Raw genomic sequence first — 13775 nt, forward strand, 5'->3', positions numbered from 1 at the left:
GCAGGAGAGAACAACTCTGAACATGAAGCAAGGTTTGCAACTCAGGCTTAGCCAACAACTGGCGATGACGCCTCAGCTACAACAGGCTATCCGTCTGTTGCAGCTGTCCACGCTGGAACTTCAGCAAGAACTTCAGCAAGCGCTGGAAAGTAACCCACTGCTCGAGCAAACCGATCTTCACGACGAAATTGATACCCAGGAAAAACAGGACAGCGAATCCCTCGACACCGCAGATGCTCTCGAACAAAAAGAGATGCCAGAGGAGCTGCCGCTTGACGCCAGTTGGGATGAAATTTACACCGCCGGTACGCCTTCTGGCACCAGCGGGGATTACATCGACGACGAACTGCCTGTGTATCAGGGGGAGACCACGCAATCACTGCAGGATTACCTGATGTGGCAAGTGGAGCTGACCCCGTTCTCGGATACCGATCGGGCGATTGCGACATCCATTGTTGATGCGGTAGACGAAACCGGTTATCTCACCGTAACCCTGGACGATATTCTCGAAAGCATGGGCGATGACGACGTCGGCATGGACGAAATCGAAGCCGTGCTTAAACGCATTCAGCGTTTTGATCCCGTGGGCGTGGCGGCCAAAGATCTCCGCGACTGCTTATTGATCCAACTTTCACAGTTTGATAAAGCCACGCCGTGGCTGGAAGAAGCGCGCCTGATCATCAGCGATCACCTCGATCTGTTAGCCAACCATGACTTCCGCACGCTGATGCGCGTAACCCGGCTGAAAGAAGATGTGCTGAAAGAAGCCGTCAATCTTATTCAGTCCCTGGACCCCAGACCTGGGCAGTCTATCCAGACCGGGGAGCCAGAATACGTTATTCCGGATGTACTGGTGCGTAAGCATAACGATCGCTGGGTGGTCGAACTCAACGGCGACAGCATTCCACGGTTGCAGATTAACCAGCACTACGCCGCCATGTGCAACAGCGCGCGCAACGATGCTGACAGCCAGTTTATTCGTAGCAATCTGCAGGATGCAAAGTGGCTGATTAAAAGCCTGGAAAGTCGCAATGATACGCTGCTGCGCGTCAGTCGCTGTATCGTTGAACAGCAGCAAGCCTTCTTTGATCAAGGCGAAGAGTTTATGAAACCGATGGTGCTGGCGGATATCGCCCAGGCCGTCGAGATGCACGAATCGACCATTTCCCGAGTGACCACGCAAAAGTATCTGCACAGTCCGCGCGGCATTTTTGAATTGAAGTATTTCTTTTCCAGTCACGTTAACACTGAAGGCGGAGGCGAAGCCTCATCCACAGCTATACGTGCACTGGTGAAGAAATTAATTGCTGCGGAAAACCCCGCGAAACCGCTGAGTGACAGCAAGTTAACCTCTATGCTGTCAGAACAGGGTATCATGGTGGCACGCCGCACTGTTGCGAAGTACCGAGAGTCTTTATCCATTCCGCCGTCGAACCAGCGCAAACAGCTGGTCTGACCCAACCGATAAGGAAGACACTATGCAGCTCAACATCACTGGAAACAACGTCGAAATCACTGAAGCCTTACGCGATTTTGTTAATACAAAATTCGCCAAGCTAGAACAATATTTCGACCGGATTAATCAGGTCTATATTGTGTTGAAAGTGGAGAAGGTGACACATATCTCGGATGCAACACTGCATGTGAACGGTGGCGAAATTCATGCCAGCGCGGAAGGTCAGGATATGTACGCCGCCATTGACGGTTTAATTGATAAACTGGCTCGGCAGTTAACAAAACATAAAGATAAACTGAAACAGCACTAACTTGTCCGGGCAGTTAGCGGGTGCAGGACGGCCTGTTGTGTAGCACAACGGGCCATTTGTACAGTTAGCGCTTAGGTGAAATTATGACAAATAACGATACGACTCTACAACTGAGCAATGTTCTTAACCAGGAATGTACACGCGCTGGCGTTCACTGCCAAAGCAAGAAACGCGCGCTGGAAATCATCAGCGAACTGGCGGCAAAACAGCTCAGCTTGCCCTCTCAGGTGGTATTTGAAGCCATTCTGACGCGTGAAAAAATGGGCAGTACCGGCATCGGTAATGGAATTGCTATCCCGCACGGAAAGCTGGAAGAAGACACGATGCGCGCAGTTGGCGTGTTTGTGCAACTTGAAACGCCAATTGCTTTCGACGCCATTGATAATCAACCCGTCGATCTGCTTTTCGCCCTGCTGGTTCCGGCAGACCAAACCAAGACGCATTTGCATACGTTGTCGCTGGTCGCCAAACGTCTGGCCGATAAAACCATCTGCCGCCGCCTGCGCGCAGCCCAGAGTGACCAGGAGTTGTATCAAATCATCACGGACACCGAAGGTGGACTGGATGAAGCATAACAACCCAATGGCATCCTTTTTTGTCGTTGTGAGGAGAAACAGTACATGGTACTGATGATCGTCAGCGGTCGTTCGGGGTCAGGAAAATCTGTCGCCCTGCGAGCGCTGGAAGATATGGGTTTTTACTGCGTGGATAACCTTCCCGTAGTGCTGTTGCCCGATCTGGCTCGTACTCTGGCCGATCGCCAGATTTCTGCGGCCGTCAGCATTGATGTGCGCAACATGCCTGAGTCCCCAGAGATTTTCGAGCAGGCAATGAACAATCTGCCTGAAGGCTTCTCACCACAGTTGCTGTTCCTTGACGCCGATCGTAACACCCTGATTCGCCGCTACAGCGACACGCGTCGCCTGCATCCTCTTTCCAGCAAGAACTTATCTCTGGAGAGCGCTATCGATAAGGAAAGCGATTTGCTGGAGCCTCTGCGCTCTCGTGCTGACCTGATCGTGGATACCTCCGAAATGTCCGTGCACGAACTGGCGGAAATGTTGCGTACCCGCCTGCTGGGCAAGCGTGAACGCGAATTGACGATGGTATTCGAATCCTTTGGTTTCAAACACGGTATCCCAATTGATGCGGATTACGTCTTTGACGTGCGTTTCCTGCCTAACCCGCACTGGGATCCGAAGCTGCGCCCGATGACCGGTCTTGACCGCCCCGTCGCCGCCTTCCTTGATAGGCACACAGAAGTACACAATTTTATCTACCAGACTCGCAGCTATCTTGAGCTATGGTTACCCATGCTGGAGACCAACAACCGCAGCTACCTCACCGTAGCTATCGGCTGTACCGGCGGGAAACACCGTTCGGTGTATATTGCAGAGCAGCTGGCAGACTACTTCCGCTCACGCGGTAAAAACGTACAGTCACGCCATCGTACGCTGGAAAAACGTAAATCATGACCGTGAAGCAAACCGTTGAAATCACGAATAAGCTGGGTATGCATGCTCGCCCAGCCATGAAACTGTTTGAATTGATGCAGGGTTTTGAAGCAGAAGTTTTGCTGCGTAATGATGAAGGAACGGAAGCCGAGGCAAACAGTGTTATCGCTCTGCTGATGCTGGATTCCGCCAAAGGGCGTCAGATAGAAGTTGAAGCCACGGGTCCACAGGAAGTGGAAGCCCTGGCAGCGGTGATTGCCCTGTTTAATTCAGGATTTGATGAAGATTAGTCGAGTACCTGAAGTGCTGCGCTCATCAGGCCTACACGGCAACGTCACTCTCCCGTAGGCCGGATCCGTATCCGGCAATAAACCCATTAATACAGCTTATTTTCCCGCATAAACGACTCACCGCCTAGCTGGCGCATTTGGCGCATAATCCACGCCTGACGGCTACGTACATAACCAGAAGGCGCATTCGCTTTAAAACGCAAAGGATTGGGTAATACCGCAGCCAGCAAGGCCGCTTCAGACAGACTCAGCCGACTGGCTGGCTTATGGAAATAGCGCTGCGCCGCTGCCTCCACGCCGAAAACCCCATCACCAAACTCAGCAATATTCAGGTAAACGGTCAGAATACGCTTCTTGCTCCAGACGGTTTCCATACCCAGCGTTAGCCCGGCTTCGAGACCTTTACGCACCCAGCTACGTCCATCCCACAGAAAGAGGTTTTTTGCCGTCTGTTGCGATAACGTCGACGCCCCGCGAATACGGTTTTCATTACGTTCGTTGTGCGCCAGCGCTTTCTCTATGGCGGAAACATCGAATCCCCAGTGCTCGGGAAACTTCTGGTCCTCCGCGGCGATCACCGCCAGTCCCATCCACGGTGAGATCTCATCCATGCTCACCCAGTCTGAGTGCGCCACATAACCGAAATCACCGGACAGCCATGCGCTCAGTTGCCGCTCGACCATCACGGCAGAGAAAGGGACTGGCATCACGCTGAAAAGTGCGATGCCCCCGCCCCAGAATACGGCGAGGACAACGACCGCCCGCAGAAAGATACGTCGCAGAAAGGCGGTAACTCCTTTTCTCATTCAGCCAGCACCAGCACACGTGATACCAGTTTATCGATACCACTCGCGGCCTGAGCGATGTCCTGCGCCAGCATATAGGCGGGAGTAGTGACGATTTTGTTGTCTTCATCAACGACAATGTCATCAACCGGACAAGGCACATGCTCAGCGCCCATCACTTCCAGCACCTCTGCCGTATCAATATCAGTACCGATGGTCAGACGCAGCGGAAAGTCAAAAATTTTAGGTAACATGGCAGGCGCAATGCACATAAATCCCAGCGGCTTACCCGCCTGATGCATAGCCACCGCCAGCGCAGCTAAGTCGCTATCAACCCAGCACTCACTTCCCTGGCTGGCAAAATTGCTCAGATTTTTGGCCGCGCCAAACCCGCCTGGCACAATCAACGCATCCAGTTCCGTTGAGACTGCCTGAGCAAGTGGGCGAATATCACCGCGTGTTATACGGGCGGCTTCAATCAGCACATTACGCGTTTCCTGCATCGGCTCACCGGTCAGATGATTAATCACATCCGCTTGTTGTTTATCCGGTGCGAAACAGACGGCCTGAGCACCGTTGCGGGCAATCGCCAGAAGCGTGAGAACAGTTTCATGGATCTCTGCGCCGTCATACACGCCGCATCCGCTGAGCACTACACCCACTTTTTTCATCGTGATACTCCTTTCTCAACTGGCTGAAACATATTAGTTATTATGATTTAAATGCTACGCTTCACACATTTAACTGATTCATGTAACAAATTATTTAAGATTTGCTATCTTAACTGCGTGCGGCCTGAAAATTAGGGCTGCGCCCTTGTAAACAATGATAATAATTTACGGCGCAGCCACGATTTCCCTGGTGTTGGCGCAGTATTCGCGCACCCCGGTCAAGCCGGGGTCATTTTTTTTCCACGCTCGCCACCCAGGCCTTCAATACCGCCACGTCGTGCTGCCACTCCTGCTTCATCTCTTCAATCCATTCAGCAACATTATCTTCCCAGGCTGGAAGGTCTGGCGACTGGATTTGCTGACCTAACTGTTGCAGGTGGCGCAGCCCCACGGAACCTGCCGCGCCTTTAATTTTATGGCCTTCCTCAACAACGCCTTTTTTATCCCGTGCGGTCAGATTGGACTCCAGCACGCTCAAATATCCCGGCATCATCTTCTCAAACACCGCCAGCCCGTCGGTTATTAACTTCGGTCCCACCAGCTCGAGGTATTGTTCCAACATAGGAATATCTAACAGCGCTTGCGATTTACTGCTCTCTTCAGATGTCACAGTGCTCTCCTCTTTGTTTCGGGTATCCCAGTATTTTTTGATCATGGCGGTTAACGCCGGAACCGACAGCGGCTTACTCAGCACATCGTCCATTCCCGCGTCCAGATACTCTTTTTTATCTTTCAGAACGTTGGCGGTAAGCGCAACCAGCGGCGGCAGGTCCTCACGGGCGTATTTTTGCGTCAGCTCGCGCGAGATATCCAGACCGGTCATATCCGGTAGCTGAATATCCAGCAGCACCAAGTCATATTCGCCCGGCGTGAACATTTCCAGCGCGGCTTTCCCGGTCATGGCGACATCCACGCTGTTGCCCAGTTTTTCCAGCACTGAACGCGCGACAATAACGTTCAGTTCGATATCTTCCACCAGCAGCACATTCAGGGCTGGCAGCGGCATGTCGTCGTCTTCAAAGGCGTCCTCAATCTCTTCCGCTACCGCAGGCGCATGCACGGTCAGCGTAAAGATGGAGCCTTTGCCAGCCTGGCTGGAGACCGTAATATCACCGCCCATATTTTTCGCCAGACGCTTCGATACGGCCAGTCCAATCCCGGTTCCCGTTGCCGGTTTGCCGCCATTGCTGTCCTTCACCTGATAATACATGGCGAAGATTTTATCTTGCTCATCCTGCGGAATACCGATCCCGGAATCTTCAACCTCGAAATGCAGTATATTCCCCTGGTCATAGCGCGCCCGCACGGTTACCTGCCCCTGCTGGGTAAACTTCACGGCGTTGCTGATCAGATTCCACAGAATCTGGCGCAAACGCGTGCCGTCGGTAATGACCTTATGCGGTAGTGGTAACGTCGGCTCAAGCACAAAACGCAGCCCTTTTTGCTGCGCCTGCAGGCCAGAGAGGTTTTCCAGATCCGCCATAAAGCTGGTGAAATCGATCGGCTGGTTATCGAGCTGAACTTTACGTCGCTCCATCTTATCCATGTCGATAATATCGTTGAAAATATTCCCCAGCGTCACGGCAGAGACGTGGATTGTTTTCAGGTATTTTTCCTGCTCAGCGGTCAGATCCGTATCCAGCAGGATCCGGCTTAAGCCGACAATGCCGTTAAGCGGAGTGCGCAGTTCGTGGCTGATGGTAGAAATGAAGGTGGTCTTATCGCGGCTGGCACGCTCTAACGCGTCCTGATAACGCTTACGCTCGGTAATATCGCGCCCAAAACCCATCAGACCATGCCGCTTACCTACGCGGTCATAGTAAGGCACTTTGCGAATTTCAAAGCAGGCTTTGCGCCCGTCCGGATAGTCCAGCCACTGTTCGTAGGTGAGCGAGACGTTATGACGGAACACCTTCTCGTCGGTTTCAATGACCTTTTCTGCCGCCTCAGGGGAGTAAACATCAGCCGGTTTTAAATTCACCAACTGCTTTTCGCTCTTGCCGGTCAGCAGTTCCATGGCACGGTTACAGCCGGAAAATTCTTTATCTTCATTACGATAAAAAACCAGATCCGGCGAGGCATCAAGGAAAGAGCGTAAAAAGGAAGACTGCTGCTCAAGCTGAATCTGCGCTTCTTCGCGCTCTTTGATTTCAACCTTCAACTGCTCGAACGTATCCTGGCGCTCCGCTTCGGCTTTTTCGCGCTCAACAATTTCCTGATTAAGCTGGGCAATATTATCTTTCAACTGCACATTGAGCTTGAGATCGCGCTCGCGCATCTCTTCCAGCTTTTGTACCAGTCGTGACAAGCGTTGCCGGGACTCTTCCAGTTGCTCCACCACCACTGACAGAAAATAGACGGCCCAGGGGGTAATTAACAGACCAAAAAAGATAGAGCGGATAACATCAATGCTTTCTACCTGGCCATGCAGCACCATGGTGACAGCCATCTGCACCACAATCGCCAACACGACCAGCGCCAGCGCCAATAACAGCGAAAAGCGCACCAGACCCAATTTCATCATCAGGTCGACGTAATATTGCGCCAGCATACGGATTTGCTTCATAGAGGGTTCCTTCACGACAACTTGGCACAATAATACTCAATTCTCAGCGTGACGTTGAAGATTGTGCAAGAAATGCGGAGGTTATCGGTGAAATGACCGAGGAGAGATTCAACGTGGGCCTGATAAGCGTAGCGTCATCAGGCAAGCAGGCGCAGATTGCCGGATGGTTAGCTCCCAGGCTGAATCCACGGAGTGCCAAGCGCAGAGCCTTGAACACCATGAGCATTGAGATAGCGATCCAGTTCGACCATCCCGGTCCAGCGGTTTTCACACCATAGCGGAGCCAACAGCATTGGGCGACGCGCGCTGGCAGAGATTCGATGATAAATCACCTCTGGCGGCGTATGGCGGATCATCTCCCCGGCGGTAACCGTGTAGTCGTCCAGTTCAATTCCGTTCAGCCGTCCGGCTTCCCAGGCCTTTGCCATCGTACTGCCTTTCACAATATGCAGCGGATGCAGCTTAATACCGTCAACGCCCGTCTCCACCACTCGTTCCATGGTTTGCAGACAGTCTGCCTGTCCTTCTCCCGGCAGACCAACAATCAGGTGTGAGCACACTTTCAGCCCGCGCTCGCGCGCCAGCCGCGTGGTGTTCTGATAGCAGGCAAAATCATGGCCGCGGTTAATCCGGTGCAGAGTTTTGTCATGCGCGGTTTGCAGACCGAGCTCCAGCCATACCTCATAGCCGAGGTCTTTATACTCACAAAGCAGATCGAGTACCGCATCCGGCACGCAGTCGGGGCGCGTCCCAACGCATAACCCGACGATGTTGGCCTGGCTGACCGCCTGTTGATACATCGAACGCAGCACCTGTACTTCCGCAAAGGTGCTGGTATAAGCCTGGAAATAGGCCAGATAGCGTCTGGCGCGATTGACCAACTGCGCCTGATGCTCAAGCTGCTCGGCAATTGAATGGTGCTGCTGTGCTTCATCGGCAAACGAGGCGACATTACAGAAAGTACATCCGCCGCGTCCGATGGTGCCATCACGGTTTGGACAGCTAAAGCCGCCGTGCAGCGTGAGTTTATGAACCTTTTGCCCATAACGGCGAGAAAGATCCCCACCAAACATATTGACTAATTTCTGTAACTGCATAATCTGGTAGACCGCGCCTTGAAAAGAGGCCAAAGCCTGCCATTTTTTGCCCCAGTCGGCGATGACCTGGATCAATCGCCCTGGCGAGCCTTTATTTATTGCATAACAAATCAAAATAATCGAAATTTCATTCACTCAAAATATAATTACTTTTCCTTATATCCAGCTGTTTTTTTTATCTTCTTATACTCTCAGCGTAAAAACAGTATCTTTAAGACGCCAAAACTCTAAAAACCAGCATAAAATGCCAAGTATATCGATAAACAAAGGGAGGACGAGAGATATCCGGCCTCTCTTACAGTGAGACAGATCACACTTCCCAGGGCATCCTCCTCAGGTTATATCAATGTATAAAACCCTTTTATTTCAATATTTTCATAAAGTTAATTGCCCAATAGCACATTTTTGCATAAATAAGATTGCCATTTGACCTGTGTGTGGATTCCCGATAACTTGGAAATCCGCTGGAAGCTTTCTGGATGAGCAGTCTGCTCATCATATTTATGCAGTAATTGAGATTCCCTCTGAAGCAAGTCCTCAAACTTGTTTGACCTGTGCGAAAAGGATAAAGAGGGCGAATGCGAGGTAAGCGTATGACACGCAAACCCCGTCGCCATGCTCTTGGTGTGCCCGTGCGCAACGGTCCAGATGGGAATCCCGCAGAGCCTGGGGAGGTTCACTGATATGTTGTACGATAAATCCCTTGAGAGGGATAACTGTGGTTTCGGCCTGATCGCCCACATAGAAGGCGAACCTAGCCACAAGGTAGTGCGTACCGCCATACACGCACTGGCCCGCATGCAGCACCGTGGCGCAATTCTTGCCGATGGAAAAACCGGCGATGGTTGCGGCCTGCTGTTACAAAAACCTGACCGCTTTTTCCGCATCGTAGCGCAAGAGCGCGGCTGGCGTTTAGCCAAAAACTACGCCGTCGGCATGATCTTTTTAAATAAAGACGCTGAGCTGGCAGCGGCTTCTCGTCGCATTGTAGAAGAAGAATTACAGCAGGAGACCCTGTCGATTGTCGGCTGGCGCGACGTGCCGACTAACGAAGGTGTTCTCGGTGAAATTGCGCTCTCCTCCCTGCCTCGTATCGAGCAAATTTTTGTTAATGCCCCTGCGGGCTGGCGTCCGCGTGATATGGAGCGTCGCCTGTTCATCGCGCGCCGTCGTATCGAAAAACGCCTCCAGGAAGATAAAGACTTCTACGTCTGTAGCTTGTCGAACCTGGTCAATATCTATAAAGGTCTGTGTATGCCGGCGGATCTGCCGCGCTTTTACCTGGACCTGGCGGACCTGCGTCTGGAATCGGCCATCTGCCTGTTCCACCAGCGCTTCTCCACCAACACCGTACCACGCTGGCCGCTGGCGCAACCGTTTCGCTACCTGGCGCACAATGGTGAAATCAACACCATCACCGGCAACCGCCAGTGGGCGCGCGCTCGTACCTATAAATTCCAGACGCCGCTGATCCCTGATCTGCACGACGCCGCACCGTTCGTTAACGAAACCGGCTCCGACTCCAGCTCAATGGATAACATGCTGGAACTGCTGCTGGCTGGTGGGATGGATATCATCCGCGCCATGCGTCTACTGGTGCCGCCGGCCTGGCAGAATAACCCGGATATGGACCCGGAGCTGCGCGCGTTCTTCGACTTTAACTCCATGCACATGGAGCCGTGGGATGGTCCGGCGGGTATCGTTATGTCCGACGGTCGCTTTGCCGCCTGTAACCTTGACCGCAACGGCCTGCGTCCGGCGCGCTACGTCATCACCAAAGACAAGCTGATTACCTGCGCTTCTGAAGTCGGGATCTGGGATTATCAGCCGGATGAAGTGGTTGAGAAAGGTCGCGTCGGCCCAGGGGAGCTGATGGTTATCGATACCCGCAGCGGGCGCATTCTGCATTCGGCTGAAACCGATGACGATCTGAAAAGCCGCCACCCGTACAAAGAGTGGATGGAGAAGAACGTCCGCCGTCTGGTGCCTTTCGAAGACCTGGCTGACGATCAGGTCGGCAGCCGTGAACTGGACGATGACACCCTCGCCAGCTACCAGAAACAGTTTAACTACAGCGCTGAAGAGCTGGATTCCGTTATCCGCGTGCTCGGTGAAAATGGTCAGGAAGCGGTCGGTTCAATGGGTGATGATACCCCGTTTGCCGTGCTCTCCAGCCAGCCGCGCATCATTTATGACTACTTCCGCCAGCAGTTTGCCCAAGTCACCAACCCGCCGATCGACCCGCTGCGTGAAGCGCACGTCATGTCGCTGGCCACCAGCATCGGTCGTGAGATGAACGTCTTCTGCGAAGCCGAAGGTCAGGCGCACCGTCTGAGCTTTAAGTCGCCGATCCTGCTGTACTCCGATTTCACCCAGCTCACCACCATGAAAGAGGAGCATTATCGCGCTGACCGACTGGATATCACCTTCGACGTGACTGAAACCACGCTCGAAGAGACCGTCAAAGCATTGTGCGATAAGGCTGAACAGATGGTGCGTAACGGCACGGTGCTGCTGGTGCTCTCTGACCGTAATATCGCAAAAAACCGCTTGCCGGTTCCGGCACCGATGGCCGTTGGCGCAGTACAAACACGTCTGGTAGAACAAAGCCTGCGTTGCGATGCCAACATCATCGTTGAAACCGCCAGCGCCCGTGACCCGCACCATTTTGCCGTTCTGCTCGGTTTTGGCGCGACGGCCATTTATCCGTATCTGGCGTATGAAACGCTGGGACGTCTGATCGACACTCAAGCGATTGCCAAAGATTACCGGACCGTGATGCTGAACTACCGTAACGGCATCAACAAGGGTCTGTACAAAATCATGTCCAAAATGGGCATCTCGACCATCGCCTCTTACCGCTGCTCGAAGCTGTTTGAAGCCGTTGGTCTGCACGATGATGTTGTGGCTTTATGCTTCCAAGGCGTGGTCAGTCGCATCAGCGGCGCGGGTTTTACCGACTTCCAGCAGGATCTGCTGAACCTCTCCAAACATGCCTGGCTGGCGCGTAAGCCTATCAGCCAGGGCGGTTTGCTGAAGTACGTTCACGGCGGCGAATACCACGCCTACAACCCGGACGTGGTGCGCACGCTGCAACAGGCAGTACAAAGCGGCGAGTACAGCGACTATCAGGAATATGCAAAGCTGGTCAATGAGCGTCCGGCGGCCACGCTGCGCGATCTGCTGGCGATTACACCTGGCGATGAAGCCGTAAGCATTAGCGAAGTAGAACCCGCAACCGAACTGTTTAAACGCTTTGATACCGCAGCGATGTCTATCGGGGCATTAAGCCCGGAAGCACACGAGGCGCTGGCCGAAGCCATGAACAGCATCGGCGGTAACTCGAACTCCGGTGAAGGCGGCGAAGATCCGGCGCGCTACGGCACTAACAAGGTGTCGCGCATTAAGCAGGTGGCTTCCGGTCGCTTTGGCGTAACCCCAGCGTACCTGGTCAATGCTGATGTCATTCAGATTAAAGTCGCTCAAGGCGCGAAGCCGGGCGAAGGCGGTCAGTTACCGGGTGATAAAGTCACCCCGTACATCGCCAAACTGCGTTATTCGGTGCCGGGCGTGACGCTGATCTCCCCGCCGCCGCACCACGATATCTACTCTATCGAGGACTTAGCGCAGCTGATTTTCGACCTGAAACAGGTCAACCCGAAAGCGATGATCTCGGTGAAGCTGGTTTCCGAACCGGGCGTCGGCACTATTGCGACCGGCGTGGCGAAAGCCTACGCGGACCTGATTACGATTGCCGGTTACGACGGCGGTACCGGGGCAAGTCCGCTCTCCTCAGTGAAATATGCGGGCTGCCCGTGGGAACTCGGTCTGGTGGAAACCCAGCAGGCGCTGGTGGCTAACGGTCTGCGTCACAAGATCCGTCTGCAGGTCGATGGCGGTCTGAAAACCGGCGTCGATATCATTAAAGCGGCAATTTTGGGTGCAGAAAGCTTCGGTTTCGGCACCGGCCCCATGGTCGCGCTGGGCTGTAAATACCTGCGTATTTGCCATCTGAACAACTGCGCAACCGGCGTGGCAACTCAGGATGACAAACTGCGTAAGAACCACTATCACGGTCTGCCGTTCAAAGTGACTAACTACTTTGAATTTATCGCCCGCGAAACCCGCGAGCTGATGGCGCAACTGGGCGTGAAACGTCTGGTGGATCTGATTGGTCGTACCGACCTGCTCAAAGAGCTGGAAGGGTTTACCGCCAAGCAGCAGAAACTGGAGCTGTCTCGTCTGCTGGAAACCGCTGAACCGCATCCAGGTAAAGCACTGCATTGCACTGAAAACAATCCGCCGTTTGATAACGGCGTGCTGAACGCCCAGCTGTTGCAGCAGGCGAAACCGTTTGTTGACGAGCGCCAGAGCAAAACCTTCTGGTTCGATATCCGCAACACCGACCGTTCCGTCGGCGCATCGCTGTCGGGCTATATCGCTCAGACGCATGGCGATCAGGGGCTGGCATCTGACCCGATTAAAGCGCACTTCAGCGGTACCGCAGGCCAGAGCTTCGGCGTGTGGAACGCGGGCGGCGTGGAGCTGTATCTGACAGGCGATGCCAACGACTATGTCGGTAAAGGCATGGCGGGCGGCCTGCTGGCAGTGCGTCCTCCGGTTGGCTCTGCTTTCCGTAGCCATGAGGCGAGCATCATTGGTAACACCTGCCTGTATGGTGCTACCGGTGGCCGCCTGTTTGCTGCGGGTCGTGCGGGTGAGCGTTTTGCGGTGCGTAACTCCGGCGCTATTACCGTGGTTGAAGGTATTGGCGACAACGGCTGTGAATATATGACCGGCGGCATCGTGTGTATTCTCGGCAAAACCGGCGTCAACTTCGGTGCGGGCATGACCGGCGGATTCGCCTACGTGCTCGACGAAGACGGTGAATTCCGCAAACGCGTGAACCCGGAACTGGTAGAAGTACTGAGCGTGGACTCGCTGGCTATTCATGAGGAACACCTGCGAGGTCTGATTACCGAGCACGTACAACATACCGGTTCTTCACACGGCGAAGAGATCCTGGCGAACTGGCCAGCATTCTCGGCGAAATTCGCGCTGGTAAAACCGAAATCCAGTGATGTGAAAGCACTGTTGGGTCACCGTAGTCGTAGCGCAGCAGAGCTGCGTGTGCAGGCGCAGTAAG

At 53.6% G+C, this 13775-nt stretch carries 10 protein-coding genes; 6 read left to right on the top strand and 4 right to left on the bottom strand.

Going from position 1 to position 13775, the window contains the following annotated elements:
* Positions 1-22 precede the first annotated feature (22 nt).
* The 5 genes from rpoN (at position 23) to npr (ending at position 3510) form a co-directional block, all read left to right on the top strand.
* Positions 23-1456 carry an RNA polymerase factor sigma-54 gene (gene rpoN / locus HV229_RS22680; protein WP_016154689.1) on the top strand — a complete coding sequence of 478 codons (1434 nt, stop codon included), beginning with the start codon at positions 23-25 and terminating at the stop codon, positions 1454-1456.
* Between the two features lie 22 nt (positions 1457-1478).
* Complete coding sequence (hpf, locus tag HV229_RS22685; protein ID WP_003025078.1) at positions 1479-1766, top strand: ribosome hibernation promoting factor; 288 nt, start codon at positions 1479-1481, stop codon at positions 1764-1766.
* Positions 1767-1849: 83 nt separating this feature from the next.
* Positions 1850-2341, top strand: a complete 492-nt coding sequence (ptsN, locus tag HV229_RS22690; RefSeq protein WP_016154690.1) for a PTS IIA-like nitrogen regulatory protein PtsN — start codon at positions 1850-1852, stop codon at positions 2339-2341.
* A 45-nt stretch (positions 2342-2386) separates the two neighbouring features.
* A complete protein-coding gene (gene rapZ / locus HV229_RS22695) occupies positions 2387-3241 on the top strand; it encodes an RNase adapter RapZ (RefSeq protein ID WP_003025085.1) in 855 nt (284 codons plus the stop codon).
* On the top strand, positions 3238-3510 hold the full coding sequence (npr, locus tag HV229_RS22700) for a PTS phosphocarrier protein NPr (RefSeq protein ID WP_003828770.1): 273 nt from the start codon (positions 3238-3240) through the stop codon (positions 3508-3510). Before rapZ ends, npr begins: the two co-directional genes overlap by 4 nt.
* An 86-nt stretch (positions 3511-3596) precedes the next feature.
* On the opposite strand, the gene mtgA is transcribed toward npr, so the two are convergent.
* The 4 genes from mtgA to HV229_RS22720 all read right to left on the bottom strand — a co-directional run bounded on the left by mtgA (position 3597) and on the right by HV229_RS22720 (position 8629).
* A complete protein-coding gene (gene mtgA / locus HV229_RS22705) occupies positions 3597-4316 on the bottom strand; it encodes a monofunctional biosynthetic peptidoglycan transglycosylase (RefSeq protein ID WP_016157575.1) in 720 nt (239 codons plus the stop codon).
* Positions 4313-4966 (bottom strand): isoprenoid biosynthesis glyoxalase ElbB, encoded by a 654-nt coding sequence (elbB, locus tag HV229_RS22710; protein ID WP_080859551.1) that lies wholly within the window; start codon positions 4964-4966, stop codon positions 4313-4315. Before elbB ends, mtgA begins: the two co-directional genes overlap by 4 nt.
* Positions 4967-5195: 229 nt before the next feature.
* Complete coding sequence (gene arcB, locus HV229_RS22715; RefSeq protein ID WP_016154693.1) at positions 5196-7532, bottom strand: aerobic respiration two-component sensor histidine kinase ArcB; 2337 nt, start codon at positions 7530-7532, stop codon at positions 5196-5198.
* Between the two features lie 167 nt (positions 7533-7699).
* Positions 7700-8629, bottom strand: a complete 930-nt coding sequence (locus HV229_RS22720) for a TIGR01212 family radical SAM protein (RefSeq protein ID WP_049040958.1) — start codon at positions 8627-8629, stop codon at positions 7700-7702.
* A gap of 684 nt (positions 8630-9313) precedes the next feature.
* Between HV229_RS22720 and gltB the strand changes: the two genes are divergently transcribed.
* On the top strand, positions 9314-13774 hold the full coding sequence (gene gltB, locus HV229_RS22725; RefSeq protein ID WP_049040924.1) for a glutamate synthase large subunit: 4461 nt from the start codon (positions 9314-9316) through the stop codon (positions 13772-13774).
* Position 13775: the final 1 nt, after the last annotated feature.

It is taken from the genome of Citrobacter sp. RHBSTW-00524 (assembly GCF_013747755.1).
Lineage (GTDB): Bacteria > Pseudomonadota > Gammaproteobacteria > Enterobacterales > Enterobacteriaceae > Citrobacter > Citrobacter braakii.